This window comes from Mycobacterium xenopi (assembly GCF_009936235.1).
GTDB classification, from domain to species: Bacteria; Actinomycetota; Actinomycetes; order Mycobacteriales; family Mycobacteriaceae; genus Mycobacterium; species Mycobacterium xenopi.
On record NZ_AP022314.1, the window covers coordinates 57,340 to 81,487 of the forward strand.

General features: G+C 66.3%; 22 protein-coding genes and 2 pseudogenes. 8 read left to right on the top strand and 16 right to left on the bottom strand.

Features of this window, described 5'->3' with window-relative positions; all coding sequences use genetic code 11:
- Positions 1 to 442 precede the first annotated feature (442 nt).
- The 3 genes and pseudogenes from gltB to MYXE_RS23665 all read left to right on the top strand — a co-directional run bounded on the left by gltB (position 443) and on the right by MYXE_RS23665 (position 6,779).
- Positions 443 to 5,025: pseudogene (gene gltB, locus MYXE_RS00275) on the top strand (glutamate synthase large subunit).
- Positions 5,018 to 6,484, top strand: coding sequence for a glutamate synthase subunit beta (locus MYXE_RS00280; protein WP_085197946.1), 1,467 nt, complete (start codon positions 5,018 to 5,020; stop codon positions 6,482 to 6,484). The pseudogene gltB and the gene MYXE_RS00280 overlap by 8 nt, the downstream one beginning before the upstream one ends.
- Before the next feature lie 154 nt (positions 6,485 to 6,638).
- Complete coding sequence (locus MYXE_RS23665) at positions 6,639 to 6,779, top strand: hypothetical protein (RefSeq protein WP_086009161.1); 141 nt, start codon at positions 6,639 to 6,641, stop codon at positions 6,777 to 6,779.
- Positions 6,780 to 6,864: 85 nt separating this feature from the next.
- Here the strand turns inward: MYXE_RS23665 and MYXE_RS00285 are convergent, their stop codons facing one another.
- Complete coding sequence (locus MYXE_RS00285) at positions 6,865 to 7,707, bottom strand: LLM class F420-dependent oxidoreductase (protein ID WP_085197949.1); 843 nt, start codon at positions 7,705 to 7,707, stop codon at positions 6,865 to 6,867.
- Between the two features lie 61 nt (positions 7,708 to 7,768).
- On the opposite strand from MYXE_RS00285, the gene MYXE_RS00290 reads away from it, so the two are divergent.
- Complete coding sequence (locus MYXE_RS00290; protein WP_003919872.1) at positions 7,769 to 8,200, top strand: hypothetical protein; 432 nt, start codon at positions 7,769 to 7,771, stop codon at positions 8,198 to 8,200.
- Between the two features lie 19 nt (positions 8,201 to 8,219).
- The gene (locus MYXE_RS00295) at positions 8,220 to 9,224 is read left to right on the top strand and encodes a PHP domain-containing protein (protein ID WP_085197953.1); all 1,005 of its coding nucleotides are present in this window, start codon (positions 8,220 to 8,222) and stop codon (positions 9,222 to 9,224) included.
- Positions 9,225 to 9,251: 27 nt separating this feature from the next.
- Here MYXE_RS00295 and dinB read toward each other — a convergent pair whose 3' ends face one another.
- Together dinB and MYXE_RS00305 are read right to left on the bottom strand one after the other, a co-directional pair.
- Positions 9,252 to 10,472 (bottom strand): DNA polymerase IV, encoded by a 1,221-nt coding sequence (gene dinB, locus MYXE_RS00300; RefSeq protein ID WP_085197956.1) that lies wholly within the window; start codon positions 10,470 to 10,472, stop codon positions 9,252 to 9,254.
- A 24-nt stretch (positions 10,473 to 10,496) separates the two neighbouring features.
- Positions 10,497 to 11,135 carry a TetR/AcrR family transcriptional regulator gene (locus tag MYXE_RS00305; RefSeq protein WP_085197958.1) on the bottom strand — a complete coding sequence of 213 codons (639 nt, stop codon included), beginning with the start codon at positions 11,133 to 11,135 and terminating at the stop codon, positions 10,497 to 10,499.
- A gap of 77 nt (positions 11,136 to 11,212) precedes the next feature.
- Here MYXE_RS00305 and MYXE_RS00310 point away from each other — a divergent pair, with 77 nt between their 5' ends.
- A complete protein-coding gene (locus MYXE_RS00310; protein ID WP_085197961.1) occupies positions 11,213 to 12,682 on the top strand; it encodes a flavin-containing monooxygenase in 1,470 nt (489 codons plus the stop codon).
- Position 12,683: 1 nt separating this feature from the next.
- Here the strand turns inward: MYXE_RS00310 and rraA are convergent, their stop codons facing one another.
- The 10 genes and pseudogenes from rraA to MYXE_RS23670 form a co-directional block, all read right to left on the bottom strand.
- Entirely contained in the window at positions 12,684 to 13,172 is a 489-nt protein-coding gene (rraA, locus tag MYXE_RS00315) for a ribonuclease E activity regulator RraA (RefSeq protein WP_003919877.1), read from the bottom strand.
- A 4-nt stretch (positions 13,173 to 13,176) separates the two neighbouring features.
- A pseudogene (locus MYXE_RS00320) lies at positions 13,177 to 13,700 on the bottom strand (Rv3852 family protein).
- Positions 13,701 to 13,817: 117 nt separating this feature from the next.
- On the bottom strand, positions 13,818 to 14,336 hold the full coding sequence (locus MYXE_RS00325) for a copper resistance CopC family protein (protein ID WP_003919879.1): 519 nt from the start codon (positions 14,334 to 14,336) through the stop codon (positions 13,818 to 13,820).
- A 5-nt stretch (positions 14,337 to 14,341) separates the two neighbouring features.
- Positions 14,342 to 15,022 (bottom strand): YcnI family protein, encoded by a 681-nt coding sequence (locus MYXE_RS00330; RefSeq protein ID WP_085197963.1) that lies wholly within the window; start codon positions 15,020 to 15,022, stop codon positions 14,342 to 14,344.
- Positions 15,023 to 15,028: 6 nt separating this feature from the next.
- Positions 15,029 to 15,685 (bottom strand): DUF6474 family protein, encoded by a 657-nt coding sequence (locus MYXE_RS00335; RefSeq protein WP_085197965.1) that lies wholly within the window; start codon positions 15,683 to 15,685, stop codon positions 15,029 to 15,031.
- 115 nt (positions 15,686 to 15,800) lie between these two features.
- The gene (locus tag MYXE_RS00340; RefSeq protein ID WP_003919882.1) at positions 15,801 to 16,199 is read right to left on the bottom strand and encodes a helix-turn-helix domain-containing protein; all 399 of its coding nucleotides are present in this window, start codon (positions 16,197 to 16,199) and stop codon (positions 15,801 to 15,803) included.
- Between the two features lie 330 nt (positions 16,200 to 16,529).
- Entirely contained in the window at positions 16,530 to 17,264 is a 735-nt protein-coding gene (locus MYXE_RS00345; RefSeq protein WP_085197968.1) for a TMEM165/GDT1 family protein, read from the bottom strand.
- A 303-nt stretch (positions 17,265 to 17,567) separates the two neighbouring features.
- Positions 17,568 to 18,101: a hypothetical protein gene (locus MYXE_RS00350; protein ID WP_003919884.1), complete on the bottom strand. Its 534-nt coding sequence runs from the start codon at positions 18,099 to 18,101 to the stop codon at positions 17,568 to 17,570.
- Between the two features lie 219 nt (positions 18,102 to 18,320).
- Entirely contained in the window at positions 18,321 to 18,944 is a 624-nt protein-coding gene (locus MYXE_RS00355; RefSeq protein ID WP_003919885.1) for a superoxide dismutase, read from the bottom strand.
- A gap of 161 nt (positions 18,945 to 19,105) precedes the next feature.
- Positions 19,106 to 19,264: a hypothetical protein gene (locus MYXE_RS23670; RefSeq protein WP_162829742.1), complete on the bottom strand. Its 159-nt coding sequence runs from the start codon at positions 19,262 to 19,264 to the stop codon at positions 19,106 to 19,108.
- Positions 19,265 to 19,709: 445 nt separating this feature from the next.
- Between MYXE_RS23670 and MYXE_RS00360 the strand changes: the two genes are divergently transcribed.
- Both MYXE_RS00360 and MYXE_RS00365 read left to right on the top strand, forming a co-directional pair.
- Positions 19,710 to 20,726, top strand: coding sequence for a DUF4328 domain-containing protein (locus MYXE_RS00360; RefSeq protein ID WP_081485270.1), 1,017 nt, complete (start codon positions 19,710 to 19,712; stop codon positions 20,724 to 20,726).
- Between the two features lie 4 nt (positions 20,727 to 20,730).
- On the top strand, positions 20,731 to 21,555 hold the full coding sequence (locus MYXE_RS00365; protein ID WP_085197973.1) for a glycerophosphodiester phosphodiesterase: 825 nt from the start codon (positions 20,731 to 20,733) through the stop codon (positions 21,553 to 21,555).
- 7 nt (positions 21,556 to 21,562) lie between these two features.
- Here MYXE_RS00365 and MYXE_RS00370 read toward each other — a convergent pair whose 3' ends face one another.
- The 3 genes from MYXE_RS00370 to MYXE_RS00380 form a co-directional block, all read right to left on the bottom strand.
- Positions 21,563 to 22,108: a ferritin gene (locus MYXE_RS00370; RefSeq protein WP_085197976.1), complete on the bottom strand. Its 546-nt coding sequence runs from the start codon at positions 22,106 to 22,108 to the stop codon at positions 21,563 to 21,565.
- Positions 22,109 to 22,230: 122 nt separating this feature from the next.
- A complete protein-coding gene (locus MYXE_RS00375; RefSeq protein ID WP_085197979.1) occupies positions 22,231 to 23,343 on the bottom strand; it encodes an LCP family protein in 1,113 nt (370 codons plus the stop codon).
- Between the two features lie 19 nt (positions 23,344 to 23,362).
- On the bottom strand, positions 23,363 to 24,124 hold the full coding sequence (locus MYXE_RS00380; protein WP_085197981.1) for a CPBP family intramembrane glutamic endopeptidase: 762 nt from the start codon (positions 24,122 to 24,124) through the stop codon (positions 23,363 to 23,365).
- Positions 24,125 to 24,148 lie beyond the last annotated feature (24 nt).

A 24,148-nucleotide genomic window follows, 5' to 3' on the forward strand; every position in this document is an offset into this window, starting at 1 on the left:
CCCATCTGGCACAGTTGTGACGGACCGGTCATCGCGGCCGCGGTGAGCCGCCGGTCACAGCAAACCGCAAAGAACCGACGAGCCAATCCCGGTGGTGCGGCAAATAAGAGCCAGCACTGCCTACTCTGCAGACACCCAACATGACCGGCAACGCCTTCGGATTGCCACAAGCTCGTCGGCGTAACCCGCCCAACCGACGGGTTACTATTGACGAAGTTGGCATGTCAGGCGGTTTTTGTCATATCGTTTTACGACTTGTCGAGACCGGGTACAGGGCCACCGTTCAGCGTTGCACGGACGCATCCCCTGACCGGATCATCACCTCTGGGTGACCACCGAATCGACAAGGCCGAAGGAGCTTAGCCCGCAATCTGAAGGGGTGCGGCACCGACGGAGCCGTTCATATGCCGCGCAGAAAGTATTGGTGAAGGGTCAGGTGGGAATGGCGCCCAACCGCGTCGGGCTGTACAACCCCGCGTTCGAGCACGACTCGTGCGGGGTGGCCATGGTCGTGGACATGCATGGCCGCCGTAGCCGCGACATCGTCGACAAGGCGATCACCGCGCTGCTGAACCTCGAGCACCGCGGCGCTCAAGGCGCCGAGCCACACAGCGGGGACGGCGCCGGAATCATGATCCAGGTTCCCGACCGGTTCCTGCGCTCGGTGGTGGAGTTCGAGTTGCCGCCCGCCGGCAGCTATGCCACCGGTATCGCGTTTTTGCCGCAGTCTTCCAAAGACGCCGCGGCCGCGTGTGCGGCGGTGGAGAAGATCGTCGAAGCCGAGGGGCTGCAAGTGCTCGGCTGGCGAGACGTGCCCACCGACGACTCTTCGCTGGGCGCGCTGTCCCGCGACGCGATGCCCACGTTCCGGCAGCTGTTCATCGCCGGGGCCTCGGGTATGACGCTGGAGCGGCGCGCGTATGTGATCCGCAAACGTGCCGAACACGAGCTGGGCACCAAGGGCCCCGGCCAGGACGGTCCCGGTCGCGAAACCGTCTATTTCCCGAGCCTTTCCGGTCAGACGTTCGTCTATAAGGGCATGTTGACCACGCCGCAGCTCAAGGCGTTCTACCTTGATCTGCAAGACGACCGGTTGGAAAGCGCGCTGGGCATAGTGCATTCGCGGTTTTCCACCAACACTTTCCCGTCGTGGCCGCTGGCGCATCCGTACCGGCGCATCGCGCACAACGGCGAGATCAACACCGTCACCGGCAACGAGAACTGGATGCGTGCCCGGGAGGCGCTGGTCAAGACCGATATTTTCGGCTCGTACGACGACGTGCAGAAGCTGTTTCCGATCTGCACCCGCGGCGGCTCGGACACCGCACGCTTCGACGAAGTGCTGGAGTTTTTGCACCTGGGTGGACGCAGCCTGGCCCACGCGGTGCTGATGATGATCCCAGAGGCGTGGGAGCGCCACGAATCGATGGACCCCGCGCGGCGCGCCTTCTACCAGTATCACGCCTCACTGATGGAGCCGTGGGACGGGCCGCGTCGATGACGTTCACCGACGGCACCGTGGTGGGCGCGGTGCTCGACCGCAACGGCCTGCGGCCGTCGCGGATTTGGGTCACCGACGACGGCCTGGTCGTGATGGCCTCCGAGGCCGGGGTGCTCGACCTCGACCCGTCGAAGGTAGTCCGCCGGATGCGGCTGCAACCGGGCCGCATGTTCTTGGTCGACACCGCGCAGGGCCGCATCGTCGATGACGAGGAGATCAAGGCCGAGCTGGCCGCCCAGCACCCCTACCAGGAATGGCTCGACAGGGGCCTGATCCCGCTCGACAAACTGCCGCAAGGCAACTACGTGCGGATGCCGCACCACCGAGTTGTCTTGCGCCAGTTGATGTTCGGCTACACCTACGAAGAGCTTAACCTGCTGGTCGCTCCGATGGCGCGCACCGGCGCCGAGCCGATCGGGTCGATGGGCACCGACACCCCGGTCGCGGTGCTCTCGCATCGGCCCCGGATGCTGTTCGACTACTTCCACCAGCTGTTCGCCCAGGTGACCAACCCTCCGCTGGACGCCATCCGCGAAGAGGTGGTGACCAGCCTGCAGCACACCATCGGGCCGGAAGGCGACCTGCTCAACCCGGACGAGAAATCCTGTCACCAGATCCAGTTGTCGCAGCCCATCCTGCGTAACCACGAGCTGGCCAAGCTGGTCAACCTCGATCCCGACGTGGAAGTCAACGGCCGACGGCTGGACTTGCGCTCCAAGGTCATTCGCTGCTTGTACCCGGTCGCCGAGGGCGGCGCCGGGCTGAAAGCCGCGCTTGACGAGGTGCGTTCGCAGACATCGGCGGCGATCGCCGACGGCGCGCGCATCATTATCCTCTCCGATCGCGAGTCCGACGAGACGATGGCCCCGATCCCGTCGCTGCTTGCCGTCTCCGCGGTGCACCACCATCTGGTGCGGGAACGCACCCGCACCCAGGTCGGGCTGGTTGTCGAGTCCGGTGACGCCCGCGAGGTGCACCACATGGCCATGCTGCTCGGCTTCGGGGCGGCCGCAATCAACCCGTACATGGCGTTCGAGTCGATCGAGGACATGCTCGATCGGGGTGTCCTGGAAAACCTCGACCGCGAGACCGCGCTGCGCAACTACATCAAGGCCGCCGGCAAGGGCGTGCTCAAAGTGATGTCGAAGATGGGTATTTCGACGTTGGCTTCCTACACCGGCGCACAGTTGTTCCAGGCGGTCGGCATCTCCGAAGAGGTGCTCGACGAGTACTTCACCGGGCTGACCTGTCCCACCGGTGGCATCACCCTCGACGACATCGCTGCCGACGTCGCGGCCCGCCACTCGTTGGCGTTTCTGGACCGGGCACGCGAGCGCGCCCATCGCGAGCTCGAGGTGGGCGGGGAATACCAGTGGCGCCGGGAGGGCGAATACCACCTGTTCAACCCGGACACGGTGTTCAAGCTGCAGCATTCCACCCGCACCGGGCAGTACAAGATCTTCAAGGAGTACACCAAGCTGGTCGATGACCAAAGTGAGCGGATGGCGTCGCTTCGCGGGCTGCTGAAGTTCAAAGCCGGTGTGCGCCCGCCGGTTCCGCTAGAGGAAGTCGAACCGGCCAGTGAGATCGTCAAGCGCTTCGCGACCGGGGCGATGAGCTACGGCTCGATCTCCGCCGAGGCCCACGAGACCCTGGCGATCGCGATGAACCGGCTGGGCGGGCGGTCGAACTGCGGTGAGGGCGGCGAGCATGTCAGCCGCTACGAGCGTGACCCGAACGGCGACTGGCGCCGCAGCGCGATCAAACAGGTCGCCTCGGCTCGGTTCGGCGTCACCTCGGACTACCTGACCAACTGCACCGACATTCAGATCAAGATGGCCCAGGGTGCGAAACCCGGTGAGGGCGGCCAGCTTCCGGGCGGCAAGGTGTACCCGTGGATCGCTGAGGTGCGCCACTCCACACCCGGAGTGGGATTGATCTCCCCGCCGCCGCACCACGACATCTATTCCATCGAGGACCTGGCCCAGCTGATCTACGACCTGAAGAACGCCAACCCGCAGGCCCGCATCCACGTGAAATTGGTGTCCGAGGTCGGGGTGGGCACGGTGGCCGCGGGGGTGTCCAAGGCCCACGCCGACGTGGTGCTGATCTCCGGGCACGACGGCGGCACCGGGGCGACGCCGCTGACGTCGATGAAGCACGCCGGCGCGCCGTGGGAGCTCGGCCTGGCCGAGACACAACAAACGTTGCTGCTCAACGGGTTACGCGACCGGATCGTGGTGCAGGTCGACGGCCAGCTCAAGACCGGCCGCGACGTGATGATCGCCGCGCTGCTCGGCGCCGAGGAATTCGGGTTCGCCACCGCGCCGCTGGTGGTGTCTGGCTGCGTCATGATGCGCGTCTGCCACCTGGACACCTGCCCGGTCGGGGTGGCCACCCAGAACCCGGTGCTTCGACAGCGATTTACCGGCAAGCCCGAGTTCGTCGAGAACTTCTTCATGTTCGTCGCCGAAGAAGTCCGGGAATATATGGCCCAGCTAGGCTTTCGCACCCTCAACGAAGCGGTCGGCCAAGTGAACGCGCTGGACACCACGCTGGCGCGGGCGCACTGGAAGGCCCATAAGCTCGATTTGACGCCGATACTGCACGAGCCGGAGTCGGCGTTTATGAACCAGGACCTCTACTGCAGCTCAAGCCAGGATCACGGGCTGGACAAAGCGCTGGATCAGCAGCTGATCGTGATGAGCCGCGAGGCGCTGGACTCCGGCACGCCGGTGCGGTTCTCCACCACGATTTCCAACGTCAACCGCACGGTGGGAACCATGCTCGGCCATGAGGTGACGAAAGCCTATGGCGGCCAAGGCCTGCCCGACGGGACCATCGACATCGCGTTCGACGGGTCGGCGGGCAACAGCTTCGGAGCGTTCGTGCCCAGGGGCATCACGCTGCGGGTCTACGGGGACGCCAACGACTACGTCGGCAAAGGTCTCTCCGGAGGTCGAATCGTGGTACGGCCCTCCGACAATGCGCCGGACGACTATGTTGCCGAGGACAACATCATCGGCGGCAACGTGATCCTGTTTGGCGCCACCAGCGGCGAGGCCTTCCTGCGCGGGGTGGTCGGTGAACGGTTCGCGGTCCGTAACTCCGGAGCCCACGCGGTCGTCGAAGGCGTCGGTGACCATGGCTGCGAGTACATGACCGGCGGCAAGGTCGTCATCCTCGGCCGCACCGGGCGCAACTTCGCGGCCGGGATGTCGGGCGGTGTGGCCTACGTCTACGACCCGGACGGCGCGCTGCCGGGCAACCTCAACACCGAAATGGTGGAACTGGAAAGCCTCGACCAGGACGACCTGGACTGGCTGCATGGCATGATCCAGGCCCACGTCGACAATACCGATTCGGCGGTGGGGCAACGCATTCTGTCCGACTGGGCGGGGGAGCAGCGGCACTTTGTCAAGGTGATGCCGCTCGACTACAAGCGTGTGCTGCAAGCGATCGCCGACGCTGAGCGGGACGGCACCGACGTCGACCAGGCAATCATGGCGGCCGCGCATGGCTGATCCGACGGGTTTTCTGAAGTACACCCGCCGGGAGTTGCCCAAGCGCCGCCCGGTGGAGTTGCGTCTGCGCGACTGGCGCGAGGTCTACGAGGACTTCGACCGGGATGTGCTTCGGCAGCAGGCCACCCGGTGCATGGATTGCGGGATTCCCTTCTGCCACAACGGATGTCCGTTAGGCAACTTGATTCCGGAATGGAATGATCTGGTACGGCGGGGGCGTTGGCGAGACGCGATCGAACGGCTGCACGCCACCAACAACTTTCCTGACTTCACCGGGCGGCTGTGCCCGGCGCCGTGCGAGCCGGCTTGCGTGCTCGGGATTAACCAGGATCCGGTGACGATCAAACAGATCGAGCTGGAGATCATCGACAAGGCCTTCGAGGAAGGCTGGGTGGTCCCGCTGCCGCCGGACAAGCTGACCGGAAAGACGGTCGCCGTGGTCGGCTCGGGTCCCGCGGGCCTGGCCGCCGCACAGCAACTGACCCGCGCCGGGCATGGTGTCACCGTCTTCGAACGCGATGACCGCATCGGCGGGCTGCTGCGCTACGGCATTCCCGAGTTCAAGATGGAAAAGCGCCACCTCAACCGTCGGCTCGAGCAAATGAAAGCCGAGGGCACCGAGTTTCGCCCGGGCGTCAACGTCGGCGTCGACATCAGCGCCGATCAACTGCGCGCCGACTTCGACGCGGTGGTGCTGGCCGGCGGCGCCACCGCGTGGCGCGAGCTGCCGATTCCCGGCCGTGACTTGGACGGCATCCACCAGGCGATGGAATATCTGCCGTGGGCCAACCGGGTGCAGGAAGGCGACGACGTGCTCGGCCCGGACGGAGAGCCGCCGATCACCGCCAAAGGCAAGAAGGTGGTCATCATCGGCGGCGGGGACACCGGCGCCGACTGTTTGGGCACGGTGCACCGGCAAGGCGCGATCAGCGTGCACCAGTTCGAGATCATGCCGCGTCCACCTGACACGCGCGCCGAGTCGACACCCTGGCCGACCTACCCGCTGATGTACCGGGTCTCGGCGGCCCACGAGGAAGGCGGCGAGCGGGTGTTCTCGGTCAACACCGAGGAATTCGTGGGCCGCGACGGGCACGTCACCGCGCTCAGGGCGCACGAGGTGCGCATGCAAGACGGCAAGTTCGTCAAGGTCGAGGGCACCGATTTCGAACTGGAAGCCGACTTAGTGTTGCTGGCCATGGGCTTCGTCGGGCCTGAAAAATCGGCCCTGCTCGCCGACCTCGGGGTCGAGTTCAACGAACGCGGGAACGTCGCACGCGGCGACGACTTCGAGACCTCGGTGCCCGGTGTGTTCGTTGCCGGCGACATGGGCCGCGGCCAGTCGTTGATCGTGTGGGCCATCGCTGAGGGCCGGGCCGCCGCCGCAGCCGTGGACCGCTATCTGATGGGGCACAGCGCCCTGCCGGCACCCATCAAGCCGACCGCCGCGCCACAACGTTAGTCACGTCCACCTCACCAGAATCACCAGAAACATGCCGTGATTGCGTCGGCGCGTCTTCCAGCGTTTGCCAGCAAAGGGGTGTGTAATGGCCGGATGTGGGCGCTACACTCGTTGTAGACCCAGGTTCAGTTGACCGATTGCAGGAGTGATTCCCGTGCATATCAACCTCATACCTCGGTCACGGGTGGGACGAATTGCCTGGTCATGGTTTCGGCACCCGGTGAAGAGCCGTGAATTCCCGGCCAAGCACGAGCGCCTGGTAACCGCCGAGGAACTGCTGCGCTTCGGCGTGTAGCGGCGGCCACGCTTCAGTCGGCTGTCGGTGTTACGCGTTTGCTGAGATTTATCAACTCGTTACCTGGCGTTGTGCGCATCGAGACCTATAGTCCCGAGCCCCTGATCGCCTCCGCCAGCGGCTCAAGTACCGCCGGATCGTGAGGCGGCGCGATGTACACGATGCCCAGATCCAGACCCTCGGCCGCCAACGTGGCAGCATTCTCGAGCAGCTGTGCGTAATTGCGGTCCGGCCCCAGGAACAGGTGCGCCGACAGCATGATCTCCTTCGGGTCGCGGCCGATGTCGGCGCAGTGCGCGGCCAGGACGTCGCGCTTGCGGGCGAATTCCTCGGCTGGGCCGCCGGCAAAGTTCCAGTGCTGGGCGTAGCGGGCGGTGATACGCAGGGTGCGTTTTTCGCCGCTGCCGCCGATGCAGATCGGCGGGTGGGGGCGCTGTGGCCCTTTGGGCTCGTTGCGGGCGGCCTTGAGCTGGTAGTACTTGCCGTCGAAGTCGGTCGTTTCCTGGCTGAGCAGACTGGTGAGCACCTGGCAGGCTTCCTCGAACCGGTCCATGCGTTCCCTGATGCTGCCCAGCTCGATGCCGTAGGCGCCCGATTCTTCTTCGTTCCAGCCGGCGCCGATGCCCAACTCGAGTCGGCCGTTGGAGATGATGTCCAGTGCTGCAACCATATTGGCCAGCACCGCGGGGTGACGGTAGTGAATGCCGGTGACGAGGGTGCCTAACCGAAGCCGGGTGGTGGCCTGAGCCAGCGCGGTCAGGGTGGTCCAACCCTCCAGGCAGGGGCCGGTGGAATCGGAGAAGATCGGATAGAAGTGGTCGAACGTCCACCCGGATTCGTAGACGTCGATGTCGTCGGCGGCCTTCCAGACGGCCAACATGTCAGCCCAGGTGGTGTTCTGCGGAGATGTCTTGAACGCGAATCGCATTCCCCGAGCCTAACGGGGCGCGGTCGATGTCGGCGCGCGGCCAACTAGACTCCCCCGGACCATGGGTCTCGGCATCGACACCAAGATCACCCTGCTGTCGGCGGGGCTGATCTTTCTGCTCGCGCTCCTGCTCGGCGTGTGGAAGTACCGGCAGATGATGGTCGCCGCCGACCACCGGGCGCATCCCTACGTCGACATCGCGCACCGGGCCGCGCTGCTCTACTCGTTTGCGACGCTGCTGATCGCGGTTTTCGTCGAACTCAGCGCCTGGCCGACATGGGTCAATCTGACCGCGGCGATGGTGATGGTGTTCTTCTTTGTTGCCGCCATCGCCAGCTACATCGACCACGGCGTGCGCCGAGACACCACCAACCAATTCGAACACGCCGACCGCAGGCTCAAGTTGGAGATGGCCTCGCTCATCGCCGGTGAGATCGGCGGGTTTGCGGTCATCCTGGCCGGGTTCATCACCGGCCAGTTCATAACTGGTTGACGACGGGCAGACTTGGGTTATGGATCCGGTGGTTGCGCTGCGACAGATCGCCTACTACAAGGATCGTGCCCGCGAAGACCCCCGCCGAGTCATGGCCTACCGCAATGCCGCCGACATCGTGGAGGCGCTAGACGACGCGGAGCGTGAGCGGCACGGTCAGGCCAACAGCTGGCAGTCGTTGCCGGGCATCGGACCCAAAACCGCGAAGGTGATCGACCAAGCCTGGTCCGGGCAAGAGCCCGACTTGCTGGCCGAATTGCGCTCTGCCGCAGGTGATCTCGGCGGTGGCGAATTACGCGCAGCGCTGCGTGGGGATTTGCATCTGCATTCGAATTGGTCGGACGGCTCGGCGCCGATCGAGGAGATGATGGCGACCGCCGCCGCCCTGGGCCATGAATACTGTGCGTTGACCGACCATTCCCCGCGGCTGACGATCGCCAACGGGCTCTCGGCGCAACGGCTGCGCGAACAGCTGGAGGTGATCGAGGGGCTGCGCGAACAGTTCGCGCCGATGCGGATCCTGACCGGGATCGAGGTGGATATCCTCGACGACGGCAGCCTCGACCAGGAACCCGAACTGCTGGAGCGCCTCGACGTCGTGGTGGCCAGCGTGCACTCGAAACTGTCCATGGATGCGCAGGCCATGACCCGGCGGATGGTGCGCGCGGTGTCCAACGGCCACGTCGACGTGCTCGGGCACTGCACGGGCCGGCTGGTGGCGGGTAACCGCGGTATCCGCCCCGAATCCAAGTTCGACGCGGAAACGGTTTTCTCCGCCTGCCGCGACCACGGCACCGCGGTGGAGATCAACTCCCGGCCTGAGCGCCGCGACCCGCCGCGCCGCTTGATCGACCTCGCGTTACAGATCGGCTGCAATTTCAGCATCGACACCGACGCCCATGCGCCCGGACAACTCGACTTCCTCGGCTACGGCGCACAGCGCGCCCTGGACGCCGGCGTGCCCGCCGAGCGGATCGTCAACACCTGGCCGGTGGACAAGCTGCTCGCCTGGACGACCGGGTGAGGCGGCCTGCGGCCGAGCGGCCGAAAATCAGTCCGGCAGGTGCGGCATCTCCAGGCCGGGATCGCGGCCGATCTGCACCGCGCGGGTCAGCGCCGACTTCCCGAAGCGCCGTCGCACCTCGTCGACCGCGGCGTCGATCGCCAACGGCCGCGGCTCTTTCGCGGTAAAGGGCAGCACCAATTGCTCGGCGCCGCTGCGGTCGATACCCGAGACCGCGAACCCCAGCAGCGTCAGCCCCCGCTCGGCAATGAGCGGACGGGCAGATGCGACCAGCTGCCGGGCGGCGACGAGGATGATCTGCGTCGACGACGTCGGCCACGGCAAGGTCCGCGACCGCGTCGCGCGGCTGAAGTCGGCGAACCTCAGCCGCAGCACGACGGTGCGTCCGCTGCGCCCGGCCGCGCGCATGCGTGCGGCAATCCGGTCGATCAGGCTGATCACCACGGCGTCGATCTCGGCGGCCGACATGGCGGTCCCGGCGCGACCGAGCGCACGCTGGGCGCCGATCGACCGGCGACGTACACCGGTGCTGACCCGGCGGCGGTCGATGTTGCGCGACAGCGCATACAGCCGGTAGCCCATCGCCCGGCCCACCAGCGAGGCCAGCATCGACTCGCTGAGCTCGGCGACGTCGGCGACGGTGTCGATACCGTGCGCGTGTAGCCTCTCGGCGGTTTTGGTGCCCACGCCCCACAGTCGGCGCACCGGCAGCGGATGCAGAAACGCCAGCTCCCGGTCGGGCGGCACCACCAGCAATCCGTCCGGTTTAGCTTGCTGGCTGGCCACTTTGGCGAGGAATTTCGTGCGGGCGACGCCGACAGTGATAGGCAGCCCGACCCGGTCACGCACGTCGGCGCGCAACCGTGCCGCAATCTCAACCGGCGCGCCGGATACCCGGTGCAGCCCGGCCACGTCGAGGAACGCCTCGTCCACCGAGACCGCCTCCACCAGCGGTGTGGTGTCGCGGAATACCTCAAACACCGCGTCGCTGGCCCGCAAGTAGGCGCTGACCCGGGGCGGCACGACGACGGCCTGCGGACAGAGCCGTCGCGCTTGAGTTCCGCTCATCGCGGTGCGCACGCCATAGGCCTTGGCCTCGTAGCTGGCGGCCAGCACCACCCCGGCGCCGACGATCACCGGGCGGCCGCGCAGGGCCGGCTCGTCGCGCTGCTCGACCGACGCGTAGAACGAGTCCAAGTCGGCGTGCAGGATGGACGCCTGGTGACCAGCAGAGGCCCACACGAACATATGTTCGCATGGCTGGGTGACAAGTTAACTCGGTTCGCCGTAGATGCTGGTGACCCAGATGTGCACCAGGGTGTCGAGTAGGTGTTCGTTGGGTACCGAGGGACGCGCATCCGCGAAGGACGCCAACATCACCTTTTCGTTGAGCAGGTTCAGCGCCGCGGACAGGTCGTGAGCCGGCAGCGTCACCGGCGCCGCACCGCGGCCGCGTTCGGCCTCGATCACCGCGGCGGCGTGGGCGACCCACTTTTGCATGAAGCGCGACCAGAGCTCGCGGACATCTTCGTTGGTGCGGGCGGCGTCGGCGGCGAGGGACACCGCGCGGTGCGTGCTGAACGTTTCGACGAAAACGTTGATGCCGGTGCGCCACAAGGTCTTTGTGTCCGCTGGGGGATTGGCCACCATGCTTTCCAACGCCGAGTCGGCCTCGACGATCACCCGCTCGAACAAGGTGAGCAGTACCGCGTCCTTGGACGGGAAATAGAAGTAAAAAGTCGGCCTCGACAGCCCGGCACCCTTAGCCAGGTCGTCCACCGAGATCTCGGCGAGCGAACGCTCCTCGAGCAGCCGTTCGGCGGTGGCCAGGATCGCCAGCTCACGGTCGTCGCCAGACGGGCGCGCCGAACGTCGGCTATGGGAGGCGCGGACGGGACTGAGGGTCGTCACGGCTGCTACTTTACACCGCGTCGACGAATTCAACACCTTGTTGACTGACTCGACACTATGTTGATACCGTTGGTCCCATGACTGAGCACCTCGACGTGGTCATCGTCGGCGCCGGCATTTCCGGTATCAGCGCCGCTTGGCACCTGCAGAACCGGTGCCCGACTAAGAGCTACACCATCCTCGAGCGCCGCGACGACCTCGGCGGCACGTGGGACCTGTTCAAATACCCGGGCATCCGCTCGGACTCGGACATGTTCACGCTGGGCTTCCGGTTCAAGCCGTGGCGTTCAGCGAAGTCGATCGCCGACGGCGCGTCGATCAAGGCCTACCTCAAGGAGGCCGCGGCGGAAAACGGGATCGACCGGCGCATTCGCTACCGCCACCGAGTCGTGGCCGCCGATTGGTCTGACGCCGACAATTGTTGGACGCTCACCGTCGAGAACGACGACCGGCGCAGTCAGATCAGCTGCACCTTCCTGTTCGCGTGCAGCGGCTACTACAACTACGACGAGGGCTATTCGCCGAAGTTCGAGGGTTCGCAGGATTTCTCAGGCACCATCGTCCACCCGCAGCACTGGCCGGAGGATCTGGACTACGCGGGCAAGAAGATCATCGTCATCGGGTCTGGCGCTACGGCGGTGACTCTCATTCCGGCCCTGGTGAATTCGGGTGCCGGGCACGTGACCATGTTGCAGCGCTCGCCGACGTATATCGGGTCACTGCCCGAGGTGGACCCGTTCGCCGAGCGGGCCAACCGGCTGCTGCCGGACAAGGCAGCCCATGTCGCCAACCGGTGGAAGGCGATCGCGTTCAGCACGCTGCAGTACCAGCTTTCCCGGCGCTTCCCCAACTACATGCGCAAGACGCTGATGACGATGGCCAAGCGGCGGCTGCCGGAAGGCTACGACGTCGAAAAGCATTTCGGCCCACGCTACAAGGTGTGGGATCAGCGTTTGTGCTTGGCGCCCAACGGGGATCTGTTCCGCGCCATCCGGCACGGACAGGCCGACGTCGTCACCGATACCATCGACCGGTTCACCAAGACCGGGATCAGGCTGAACTCCGGCGACGAGCTGCAAGCCGACGTCATCATCACCGCAACGGGGTTGAACCTGCAGTTGTTCGGGGGTGCTCAGATCCGGCGTAACGGCATGCCGGTCGAGCTCAACGAGACGATGGCCTACAAAGGCATGATGCTGACCGACATGCCCAACATGGCGTTTACCATCGGCTACACCAATGCGTCGTGGACGCTCAAGGCCGACCTGGTTTCGGAGTTCGTCTGCCGGTTGCTCAACTACATGGATGACAACGGCTTTGACACGGTGGTGCCGCAGCACCCCGGAAACTCGGTGGACGAGCGCCCGTTAATGGATTTCACGCCGGGTTACGTGCTGCGGGCACTGGACTACCTGCCTAAAGCCGGTTCTCGAATCCCGTGGCGGCTCAAGCAGAACTACCTGCTCGACCTACGCTTGCTCCGGCGCGGCCGAGTCGACGACGACGCCCTGCAGTTCCGCAAGCATCGGGTCGCGGTGGCCGCCTAGCCTAGCCACGACCGGGTGAGGTGACGACGATTCCGTCGTCGTCGCTGTAGAGGACGTCGCCGGGCACGAACGTCACCCCGCCCAAGTCGATCGCGACGTCGCGCTCACCGGCGCCGGTCTTGGCGCTCTTGCGGGGATTGGTGCCGAGCGCCTTGATCCCGATGTCGATGACGCGCAGCCTGGCGGTGTCACGTACCGCGCCGTGCACGACCAGCCCGGCCCAGCCGTTGCTGCGGGCCAACTCGGCGATGACATCGCCGACCAACGCGGTGTGCAACGAGCCGGCGCCGTCGATTACCAGCACCCCGCCGTCGCCGGGTTCGGAGAGCACAGCTTTCACCAGGGCGTTGTCCTGGAAACAGCGCACGGTGCTGACCGGTCCGGCGAACTGGCGGCGGCCGCCGAACTGGTGAAACTGGACGTCACAACTGCGCACGTCGTCGCCGATGTCGTCGACCAGGTCGGCGGTGGGCCGGAATGTCACGGCCACCGGTTCAGCGGCGCCGCAGCTGTCGGATCAGCAGCAGCGCGATCAGGCCGAGGGCGACCGCGACCACCACCGGCACCGGGGAGCGGGCAGCCGACGGCACCGCGGGCGCCGGGGGAACCGGGTAGTCGGCGGTCTCGACCGTCGACTTGGCTTGCGCCGCAGCCTGTTTGGCTCCGTCAGCAAGCTGGCCGTTGGTTTCGACACGCGCAGAGGCGGGCGGTTCAACCTTGGCGGGGGCTGCCTTCTTGGCGGGAGGTTTCCTGGCGGGCGACTTCTTCGCTGGCGCTTTCTTGGCAGCGGTTTTCGGGGCCTTCTTCGCGTCTTTCGCGGCCTTGGCGGGCGCTTTCTTGGCGGCGGTCTTCTTCACCGCCTTCTGTGGTGGCTTCGGGGCCGGCGTCTGCTCAGCCGGGGGCGTCTGGTCGGCCGGGGCTTCTGGTCGGCCGCCGGTCCGGCCTCCTCGGCTGGCCGTGTGGGCGGGGTCGGTGCCGCGCCGGGTGCGTCTTCTGGGTGATCCTGCGGGTCTGCCATGCGGCTGCTCCTTTGCAGATTTTCGTCGCGTCCGCCAGTCGCGTACACCAGCAGTCGAAACCCCATCATGCCAGCACCGGTGGCCGAAAACGGCTGGGGAGCCAAGCCGACTGGACCTCATGGTCGGCGGCGCAGCAGAGCCCACACCGCCGCACCGGCAACGAGCACGACGGCGCCGACCGCAAACGGCCAAGCCGGGATCGCTCGCGGGGGGCCAGTGCCGGGATATGCCGCGGGTCCAGGCTCACCGGTGCCCGGCACGGCGAGCCGAAACGACCACGAACCCGACACCACATGGCCGTCCGCGGAGGTCACCCGGTAGTTCACCGTGTAGGTGCCGGCCGGTCCCAACGGTCGGACGCCGACGCTGACGACCGCGCCCTGCACCTGCGGCTGACCCGAGGACCACAGGTTCTTATCCGGGCCGACGACCGTCATCGCCGCGAAGCTGGTTTGCATCGGCTCGTTGAAGGTGGCGCTGACTCGTGCCGGACCGGTGTTCAGCACGGCATTTTCCGGTGGATCGGCGGACACCCGGATGGCATGCGCGGCGACGGGTGCGCCGTTGAAGACGCCGGCCCATATGATCGCGGCGAGGAGCAGGCCGAGGGTCGCTGCGCGCGCTACACCGGTCATCAGCCCTACGCGCGCCGGCGTAGCAGCGCTATGCCGACGCCCAGCGCGGCGACCAGCAGGGCGCACCCGCCGAGCAGGCGAGCGGTGTTGTCAGGTGAGCTGTTGGCCTGCCGCGCAGCCGAATCCGTCGGCGCGATCGCAGCGGGCATGTGGTGTGATAATGGCCCCCGAGGCCCGGCGACGAGGGGCAGCCGGGGTGCGGGATGTTCCGGCTCGGCGCCACCCGGCAGCGGCGGCTCATCCCACTTCACGACCGACCCGTCCGCGTAGGTCTGGGTGGCCGGGAATGTCACGGTGTCGCTGTCGGGCAGTTTCAGCGAGATCCGAAACAGCGCGAACTGATCGGCGGGAATGCCGCCGTTCGGGACGGCGGTCCAGGTGACGGACCGCACGGCACCCGACGCAGCGTCCCTGTCGAGTTTGGCCGTCCATCCGGGCACGGTTTCGGTGCCGGCAACGGCCACCCCCGGCAGTGCGACGCTTAGCGCAGTGGTGGGCGCGCCGGTCGGCGATTCGTTCGGCACCTCGAAGGTGACGATGGCCATGTTGCCGCGCACCAGGTTGTCGCTGCTGACATGTACGTGCGCCCAGGCCGGCGCGACACCAGCGGCGGCGCCGACGTAAAGCGTTGCGGCGCTGACGGTTACAAACGCGATACGCATCGCCAACCTGTGACGGCGGGGCATCGACGGTCAGCCTACCCCGAGCCGGGCCATCAGGTCGGCGTCGATGCCGTCGAGTTGTTTGGCGATCGCGGCGTGCGCGCCGCGCCGCCGTGAGGCGGGCATGTTTTCCGCGGCGGTGATAGCCGCGGACAGATCGCTCAGACGCTCGCTGATCGCGGCGACGAACTGGTTGGTCTCAGCATCTTTGGGGTTTTTGTCTTGGACCGCGCGAAGGGTTTGCTCGGCGCCGGCGACACGGGCCGACAGCCGGGCGCCGTGTCCCGAGAACCGACCGATCTGGGCCAGCGGCACCCCGAGCCGGTCGGCGCGACGTTGGTCGATCGCCCCCCGCACGGCCATGGCTGCCCGGTAGACCAGCGGCGCGACGATCGGTGCCAGCAGGCGAGACACCGTCAACACCCGCCGGATTCGCGTGGGTGACAGCAATTTTCCCTCGCGTGCCGCCTTAAGCTGGGTCTCGGCGGCTTTGAGTGCTGCTCGGTCGCTATCACGCTGGGCTTTGAGCTGGGCCTTGAGCGCCTTGGCTTCTGCCCGCTGAGCCGATTTGATGCGGCGTGCCTCGTTTTTCGCGGCCAGTTTTGCGTCGAGCTTGGCGCGTTGCTTGATCGCACGGGCCTCGGCACGACGAATCGCACGGGTCTTTCGCTTGCCGAACAGGCCCATTCCCGGCCGCCCCTCCCGCTATCTCGTTGACCGCTCGCGGCGCGTGTGCGTGATCGCCGTGCCAACCCTAATCGGCGTCGGCCGGTGTCCTTGCGTCAGGTCAGCGCCCGGCGGGCTAGGCGTCGAGGTGCTCTTTGCGGCGCAGCTCTTCAACCCGCTGCGCGACGTCTTCTTGGGCCTCGGGAGAGAGGTCGGCGGCTCCCATTGCGATGCGGCGAATGTTTTCGTTACGCATCGCGGCCCACCACGACAACTCCTTGTCGAGCTTTTCGTAGTACTCGTCGTCGGTGAAGTAGGCGGGCTTGATGCGGAAGAAGTTGGCCAGCGCGGCCATGGTCGCCGCCGAGGGGTTCGTCCGGTTGCCGGAGCGTAGCTGTGACAGGTAGGGAGCCGACATCGTGATGCCCTCTGCCTTGAGCGCCGCGATCACCTCAGCCGAGGTGTGCGGCCCGCGCCCGGGCGGATAGACCGTGTCGAACAGGCGGTTTAGGCGAGCAGCAAACGTCGTGCTCATCGATATGACCTCCAGCGGGTTTGACGAACGAAACGACTCCATCCACGTATTTGCTGATCATCGTAGCGACAGTTATGCCCACAACCAAGTGCAAACCCGTGCGGAATTAATACCGACGCCCGCGGCGGCGATCGGCGGCGCCGTTAAACGACATCACGTGTTTCCCGATGCGTATGTGCATATGCACCAAGGAAAATATGTCGTGCTACGGGTCCGCCATATCGAGGGCCGCAGGCCCGTGTGCTCGCGCGGCCCTCTACCCGCGTCGCCCGGCAACCAACTAGCTGCGTAGGTCGATACGGAAGGCGCTTTGCTGTCGGGTGGCTGCGCCTAGTCGCCGCGACGACGTGCCATCGGCGCTCGGCGGCTCTCTCGCGCGGATTCCGGCGATGGCCCAAAGGGGTCGGCGAGCGGCTGCCTGCGGCGGATGGAACGCAGTGCGGGCATCGTCGCCGCGACCGCCACCGCGGCGACCGCCGCGACGCCCACCCAGCGCCAACCCAGGACGCCGTCGAAGAGCATCCACAATCCGAACGCCAGGAACAGCAGGCCGGCCATGAGGTGCAGCAGCCGCTCCGGCAGGCGGCGGTGCAGCAGGATTCCCGCAACGATGGCCAAGCCGTTGGCCAGCACCATGCCGACCGTGGTGCCGACCCACACGCCCACCCAGTCGTGATCGCTGGCCAGCGTGATCGTCGCCAGCGTGGTCTTATCGCTCAGCTCTGCCAACACGATGGACGACACGACAGCGAGCAGCGCGAATCGCGGTTCTCGGATCGGGGGAACGCCATCGGTGCCGGTGCGGGCCTCCCGCCAGGTCCACGCGGCGAAGACCAAGAACGCGATCGCCGACGCGAAGGCCATCGGCCGCGCCGGCAGCGTCATCCCCAACGAATGCCCGATCGCCACCGAGGCCCCGTGAACCAAGGTCGAGGCGATCGCCACTCCGGTCAGCACCACCCACCAGCGGTAGCGCAGCGAATAGGTGATGGTGATGAGCTGCGAGCGGTCGCCGAGCTCGGCGACGAAAACTACCCAGAAGCTTAGAATCGTGGCTGCGAGCATGTGCCGTGACCTTTCGACGCGTCGCCGGCGACCTCAGCGGTCGCCGAACTCCGGTCGAAGGTCTCGCCCACCGTCCGCTTGGATCGGTTCGCCAGCCGGGCTGTTCGCCAGTATGTCGACTGGGCGATTCAGGACTACTCCCCTTCGATGACGATCTCAGGCTAGCGGCGCTGACGGCGGTTCGCCAGCACCGCAGGCAAGTTCGGGAAGCCGTATTTGTCGATTCGGGTGTTGCCCATTTCGGATTAGCGCGTGCTATATCGGGCAGCGGTGTGGTGTTTGGGGTTGGCGCGTTGAATTCGCTTACGCGGCAAGCAGCATCGCGAGGATCGCAGTGTCCGGATGGCTAATCGGGTCGACGCCGACGCGACTAACCATAGACGTCACCGTGCCGTCGGCTTCTGCCTCAACCCAGGCCGCCCGGTGCTCCAACCCGAGGTACGGCAGTCCGGGCAGCAGGACGCAGCCCGACGCCGCCCCGGTGCATTCCGGCAATGACGGCGTGGTCTCCGACGGCGGATGCAACATCATGAGCGCGGGAGGTTGGTGATCAGCGAAATGCCCTGGCGCGATGGCAGACTCGCCCACCACCGGCCCCTCGGCCACCACCAGGCCCACGGTGCCAGGCTCCGGTGATTCGGGGAGTTCTTCGCGAGCACCGAAAACGGTTGTGGTGGAAAGCAATCCAGGCAACGACGCCACTCGGACTGCCACCATAAGAAACTGGGCCCACTCCTTCGTCGAATCCGGCCAGCGCCCCGAGATCACGAATCCCTTCAGGGAGCCATGGGAATGAAAGGGGGCAACTTCAATTGGCCGGCCTGACCCAGCTTCCATTTCAGCCTCCGCGATACCTCCGCTCGAACAACTCGCAACAACACATCGGTGGGTCGATGAGCACAGCATGCGCCAGCAATCGAGCACCTGCAAGCCGACACGGCTAGTCACCAGCGGCGGGCAAAGGCAGGGCACCGCGCGCTTGGCGCGGCGCCCCGTCTCCGATTCGCCTCGATAGGCGGGCGCACTACCGGCAGCTAGGCGCCCGACCCGCCGGCTTCAGCCGGCGATCAGACCCTTGGTTTTCGAGGTCGCGGCCGCATACCGCTCCTGGACGTCCGCCCAGTTGACCACGTTCCAGAATGCTTTGGCGAAGTCAGCCTTGACATTCTTGTACTGCAGGTAGAAGGCGTGCTCCCACATGTCGAGCACCAGCAGGGGGACGATCCCGAGCGGGAAGTTGGACTGGTGGTCGTAGACCTGGAACACCAGGAGCTTGCCACCCAGGCTGTCCCAGCCGAGTGCCGCCCAGCCCGACCCCTGCACGGTCGTGGCGGCCGCGGTGAACTGGGCGCGGAACTTGTCGAACGAGCCGAACGCGTCGTCGATGGCGGCGGCCAATTCGCCGGTCGGCTTGTCACCGCCGTTGGGGGACAGGTTCTTCCACCACAGGCAGTGATTGACATGGCCGGCCAGGTTGAACGCGAGGGCCTTCTCATGCCCGACGATCGCGGAATGATCGTCTTTGGCGCGCGCCTCCTCCAGCTTGGCGAGCGCGTCGTTGGCGCCTTTGACGTACGTCGCGTGGTGCTTGCTGTGGTGAAGCTCGTTGATTTGACCCGAGATATGCGGCTCCAGTGCCCCGTAGTCCCAATCCAGATCGGGCAAGGTGTATTCAGCCACTCCGATTCCTTCCTTGATCGTCGATGATCTGCTTTGTGACGCTCTGCTTTCAGGGTTCCCGCCTTGCGGCGGCCTAAGCGTGTTCAACCCTGCTCCATGACCGCGCGTGCCGCAACCAAGGTGCGCGGAGTGCCTGCCCGAGAGTGCGAACCGGCGCGACGTCAGACCAAAACGATGAAAGCCAACACCGCCAGCAACGCCAAGGCGATCAACCCGGCGCGCACGCCAGCCACGACGTAGGAGCGATTACATGTCGGCGATCCGGAAAACCACTGCGGCGACGAAGCCGCCGACCGCGGCCCGACTGGTTGTGTGGTCATCGCGTGCCCCTGGCCTGCACCTGAACTGCCCCCAGTGAAATGAGTCACAACGGATGTGGTGCTCGCGATCATAACGCCTGTGGCAGCGGCAGGAAAACAGCCCTGTTGACAGGCTTCTGACCTGTGTATTTGCCCGACGAGGCCGGTGGCTGGGTTAAGCGTTGCCGCGTGAGCCGACGCCGGCTCAGGGTTGCTTAGCGCGGCGAGGTATTTCGCTCGGCAGGTCAGAAGCCTTTGGATGGTGTGGCTGACGGCCGCAGTGTTATCCACAGTCGCGGGGCGCGCGTCGTATTGACACGACGTCAATGCACCCGCCACCCGCACCCGGCTGTGGATAAGGCTGTGGAAACTGTGGATAGCTGTCGGTAGCTGAGACTGCGGATTGGCGGCGTCCCGGCCGCACCGCGAGGCCGGGCTGGTACTGCGACGAGCTTAAGCTTGTGCCGTGATCCAGGTGTGCTCCCGCTGCGGCACCCGCTGGAACGTTCGAGATCGGCAACGGGTCTGGTGTCCACGCTGCCGTGGAACGCTGCACGCGCCGGTGCCTCACGCTGACCTGCGGTGGAGCGGGCATCCAAGCGCCCAGCCCGGCGTCGCACCGCGCACGCCGCCGCAGCTGCCGCCGGGTTACCGGTGGATAGCGGTGCGTCCCGGCCCTCCTCCGCCGCCGCGACGACGGCGGCGGCCGCTGGGACCGACGCCGCGATACGCGGCCATACCGCGATGGGGCCTGGTGGACCGTGTCGATCTCATCGCGGGTCAGCCGTCGCCGCTTCAGCCGGGACCCACACCGGCGAAGGTGCGGGCCACCCTGTTGACCAGCATCGTGGTGCTGGCCATCGCGGCGCTGGTGTACCTGGTGCGCTACGTGCTGCTGGTCATCAACCGCAGCACGCTACTGAACCCGGTGGTGGCCGCGGCTGCGCTTTGGCTCGGGGTCCTGGCCAGCCTGGCCGCGGTGGCCACGGTCGTATTTTGCGCTGTGGTGCTAATCAGATGGTTGATAGTCCGACGGGCCGCCGCGTTTGGCTATCGCCGTCGGCCCGAACCGCGGCCCGAACGAGCGATGTGGGCCGGCTGCCTGGTGCCGCTGGTCAACTTGCTGTGGGCGCCGGTGTACGTCATCGAACTGGCGAAGGTCGAAGACATCCATGCCCGGCTGCGCCGACCCATCTTGGTGTGGTGGGCAGTGTGGGTCGTCAGCACCGCGGTATCGATGTGGGCGATCGCGACCAGCCGCGCCCACGACGCGCAAGGCATTGCCAACAACACCCTCACGACCGCGTTCGCCTATCTGCTGGCGGCGCTGACCGTCGCCGCCATCGCGAAGGTGTTCGAGGGATTCGAGCGCAAGCCTGTGGAGCGGCCCACCCATCGCTGGGTGGTTGTCGATGACGACCAGGCCCGCGCAGCCCCGTCCGGCGCTGCTGTTGAGTTAGCGGGCCAGGAACCGGCAGCATAGTCCTATGACGTGGGCCGACGAGGTGCTCGCCGGGCATCCTTTCGTGGTGGCACACCGCGGCGCCTCGGCAGCTCGGCCCGAACATACGTTGGCCGCATACGATCTGGCCCTCAAAGAGGGCGCCGACGGAGTCGAATGCGATGTGCGGCTAACCCGCGACGGTCATCTGGTGTGCGTGCACGACCGGCGGCTGGACCGGACGTCCAGTGGCGTCGGCCTAGTCAGCACGATGACGCTAGCGCAGCTTCGTGAACTGGAATACGGTGCGTGGCACCGCAGTTGGCGCCCCGACGGCACCCACGGCGACACGGGATTGCTGACGCTGGATGCCCTTGTCGCGCTGGTGTTGGACTGGAACCGACCGGTCAAGATCTTCATCGAGACCAAGCATCCAGTTCGCTACGGGGCGCTGGTGGAAAGCAAGGTGCTGGCCCTGTTGCAGCGCTTTGGGATCGCAACTCCGGCATCGGCTGACCGGTCGCGCGCGGTCGTCATGTCGTTTTCAGCGATGGCGCTGTGGCGGATTCGGCGAGCGGCGCCGCTGCTGCCTACCGTGCTGCTCAGCCGGGCCTACCGATATCTAGGTGGCCCGACGGCCAGCTCGGTCGGGGCCACCGCAATAGGGCCGTCGATCGCGACGCTTCGTGAGCATCCCGAACTGGTGGACCGCGCCGCCGCCCAGGGCCGCGCGTTGTACTGCTGGAACGTCGACCATTTCGAGGACGTCGAGTTCTGCCGCGAAGTCGGAGTGGCGTGGATCGCCACCCATTACCCCGGCCGCGCCAAGGCGTGGCTGCAAAACGGACTGACCGGAGCGGGTCGCGACTGAGCCCACGCTACAGGCGTCCTCCGGCCACCGTCGGCGCGGACGAGTCGGTGGCCGGCATCGCTACCTCGCGGGCGACGAAGTTCTCGAGGTTGAAGAGGTTGTCCCCGGCGCGGCGGGCCACCCGCAACAACGTGGTCATCAGCGCCACCTCCTCGACCTGTTCGCTGAGGAACCACTGCATGAACTGCTCGCCGAGGTAGTCGCCTTCGTCGCGGGCCGCGGCGGCCAGCCTGCTGACCTGCTCGGTGACGGCACGCTCCTGGTCAAGCGCCAACGCCAGCGCCTCTGCCGGGGCGTCGAACCGGTTGCGGACGGGGCCCACACCGGGGATTTCGACACCGAGATCGCGGTCGAGCAGATGCTGTACCAGCATCATCGCGTGATTTCGCTCCTCCACCGCTTGCCGGTAGAAGTGGTTCGCAAGCTGCGGCAGATGAGCGTCGTCGAAATAAACCGCAATCGCAACATATTGCTGGGCAGCAGTGAATTCGTTGTAAATCTGCTCTTGCAGCAATGCGTGGAATTTCGTTTTGGGTATATCCCGCTCAGTCATACGAGCCACGTTACCGCAGCTCAAAGGCGATTGTCATGCAAGGTAATACTTACTGAGGCCAGCGTCCCCTAAGTAAAGCAAGGCTATATTAAATAGACAATTCAAGACGCGTTATTCACAATTTATGGTTGCTCGCCCTGGGGGCCAGATGGCAGCGGTGCGTCGGACGCCAGCGCGTCGAACAACTGGCGGGCCGCATCGTGATTCCACACCACCACCGAGCCCGAATCGCTGCCGGTGAACTCGCCGATCGGCACGGTCATCGTGGCGGTGGCACCGCGCAGCGCCCACCCGAGCCGGGCTAGATCCCAGACGTGGTCGCCCTGGTCGACGGTCAGCGCGTCGGCCGCCGCGCGCGGCACCGTATACCACCGCCAGGGATTGAGCCAGACCGCTGGGCTGGCGGCACGGTGCAGCAGCGTCGACAGCAACTGGCGCTGGTGCACCATCCGGTCCAGGTCGGCGCGCGGCGTTGCCCGGCTGCGGACATAGCCGAGCGCGGCGCGGCCGTCGGCGCGCTGGCATCCGGCCGGCAGATCGATACCGGCGAGCGGATCGTCGACCGCTGCGGTGGGACAGACGGTGACCCCGCCGAGGGCGTCAACCAGGCGGGCGAAGCCACTGAACCCGATCTCGACGTAGTGGTCCAACCGCAGGCCGGTGGCTTGTTCGACGGTTTGGGCCAGCAGCGGCGCCCCGCCCATCGCGAACGCCGCGTTGATCTTGTCGCCGCCATAGCCGGGGATCGGCACGTACGAATCGCGCGGGATCGACACCATCGTGGTCGGCGAACTCGACCCGATCCCTGGCACGTGCACCAGCAGGATCGTGTCGGTGCGCCCGTTGCCGGTGTCGCCGCCGGTGCTCAGCGCTTGCTGCTGCTCGACGGTGAGCCCCTGGCGGCTGTCGGAACCGACGAGCAGCCAGGTGGTACCGCGGCCCGGCGCCGGCCGGCCGGGATAGTCGGTGAGCACCGGGGTGCGCCGCAGTGAGGTGTCGAGCCACAACGCCCCGCCCAGCACACTGGCGGTGGCCAGCAGCACCCCGATCAGCAGCGTCAGCGCCGCGATCCGGCCCCACGCACGCTTGCGGCGCGGTTTTCGCGGACGTCTGGGGGGCGGCGGGGCGGCAGGCCAGCCGGTGACCGGCCTGCGATAGCCGGGGTCACGCGGAATCACCGGGGCCGCCTCCGGCAATGGGCGCCGTCGCCGACCCGGTGCGCGGCCGCCGTTCATCCGGATAACCTACGCGCGGTCAGCGCAGCCATCCCACGCGGTGGGCCAGCAGCACATAACCGACGTACGCGGCCGTGTCGATCAGACCGTGGGCGATTATCAGCGGCCAGAGTCGGCCGGTGCGCTGCCACACATACCCGAACACCACTCCCATCGCCAAATTGCCCAGCCCCGCGCCGAAACCCTGATAGAGGTGGTAGGCGCCGCGCAGCAGGCTCGAGCAACTCAACGCCACGCGCGGGGCGACACCCAATTGTCGCAGCCGGGTAAGCAGGTACCCGACGACTAGCACCTCTTCGGCCCAGCCGTTGGCGAAGGCGGCGACCACCAGCATCGGGATACGCCACCAGGTGTCGCCCAGGCTCGACGGGACGACCGAGGCGTCAAGCCCTAGCTTGCGCGCGGCCAGGTATAGACCCAGGCCGGGCACACCGATCACCACCGCCAGCCCGATGCCGCCGCCTAGGTCGGCGCGCCAGCGAAACCGGGACAGCCCTATCTGCGCCGGACGAAATCCGCTGCGCCACAACAGGTACAACCCGAGCCCGCCCCAGGCGATCAACTGCGCAGCGACCGCGACGTTCAGACCCAGGTCGACCAGGTCGAAGTAGGACCGCTTGGGGTTCAACGGGATTCGCTGAGTGCTGAGGTTACGCAACACCGAATCGGTGAGCTCCAGCACGGCGGTGACGGCGCTGAGCCCGAACGTGACGCCCAGCACCACGACGATCTCGATGCCCAGTGCGCGTCGCTGCAGCTGCTCAGTGTGCGGCGAGTTCACCCCGACACGGTAACCGCAGCCAGT

Excerpts from the sequence above, each read along its gene's own strand:
- MYXE_RS00350 (WP_003919884.1), bottom strand. The coding sequence starts at position 18,101 with ATGGAAGCTGGGTCAGGCCGGCCAATTGAAGTTGCCCCCTTTCATTCC.
- MYXE_RS00330 (WP_085197963.1), bottom strand. The coding sequence starts at position 15,022 with ATGCCCCGCCGTCACAGGTTGGCGATGCGTATCGCGTTTGTAACCGTC.
- MYXE_RS00325 (WP_003919879.1), bottom strand. The coding sequence starts at position 14,336 with ATGACCGGTGTAGCGCGCGCAGCGACCCTCGGCCTGCTCCTCGCCGCG.
- MYXE_RS00280 (WP_085197946.1), top strand. The coding sequence starts at position 5,018 with ATGGCTGATCCGACGGGTTTTCTGAAGTACACCCGCCGGGAGTTGCCC.
- MYXE_RS23670 (WP_162829742.1), bottom strand. The coding sequence starts at position 19,264 with ATGACCACACAACCAGTCGGGCCGCGGTCGGCGGCTTCGTCGCCGCAG.
- MYXE_RS00345 (WP_085197968.1), bottom strand. The coding sequence starts at position 17,264 with ATGCTCGCAGCCACGATTCTAAGCTTCTGGGTAGTTTTCGTCGCCGAG.
- MYXE_RS00285 (WP_085197949.1), bottom strand. The coding sequence starts at position 7,707 with ATGCGATTCGCGTTCAAGACATCTCCGCAGAACACCACCTGGGCTGAC.
- MYXE_RS00290 (WP_003919872.1), top strand. The coding sequence starts at position 7,769 with ATGGGTCTCGGCATCGACACCAAGATCACCCTGCTGTCGGCGGGGCTG.
- MYXE_RS00365 (WP_085197973.1), top strand. The coding sequence starts at position 20,731 with ATGACGTGGGCCGACGAGGTGCTCGCCGGGCATCCTTTCGTGGTGGCA.
- MYXE_RS00335 (WP_085197965.1), bottom strand. The coding sequence starts at position 15,685 with ATGGGCCTGTTCGGCAAGCGAAAGACCCGTGCGATTCGTCGTGCCGAG.
- MYXE_RS00375 (WP_085197979.1), bottom strand. The coding sequence starts at position 23,343 with ATGAACGGCGGCCGCGCACCGGGTCGGCGACGGCGCCCATTGCCGGAG.
- MYXE_RS00370 (WP_085197976.1), bottom strand. The coding sequence starts at position 22,108 with ATGACTGAGCGGGATATACCCAAAACGAAATTCCACGCATTGCTGCAA.
- MYXE_RS00340 (WP_003919882.1), bottom strand. The coding sequence starts at position 16,199 with ATGAGCACGACGTTTGCTGCTCGCCTAAACCGCCTGTTCGACACGGTC.
- MYXE_RS00295 (WP_085197953.1), top strand. The coding sequence starts at position 8,220 with ATGGATCCGGTGGTTGCGCTGCGACAGATCGCCTACTACAAGGATCGT.
- dinB (WP_085197956.1), bottom strand. The coding sequence starts at position 10,472 with ATGTTCGTGTGGGCCTCTGCTGGTCACCAGGCGTCCATCCTGCACGCC.
- MYXE_RS00310 (WP_085197961.1), top strand. The coding sequence starts at position 11,213 with ATGACTGAGCACCTCGACGTGGTCATCGTCGGCGCCGGCATTTCCGGT.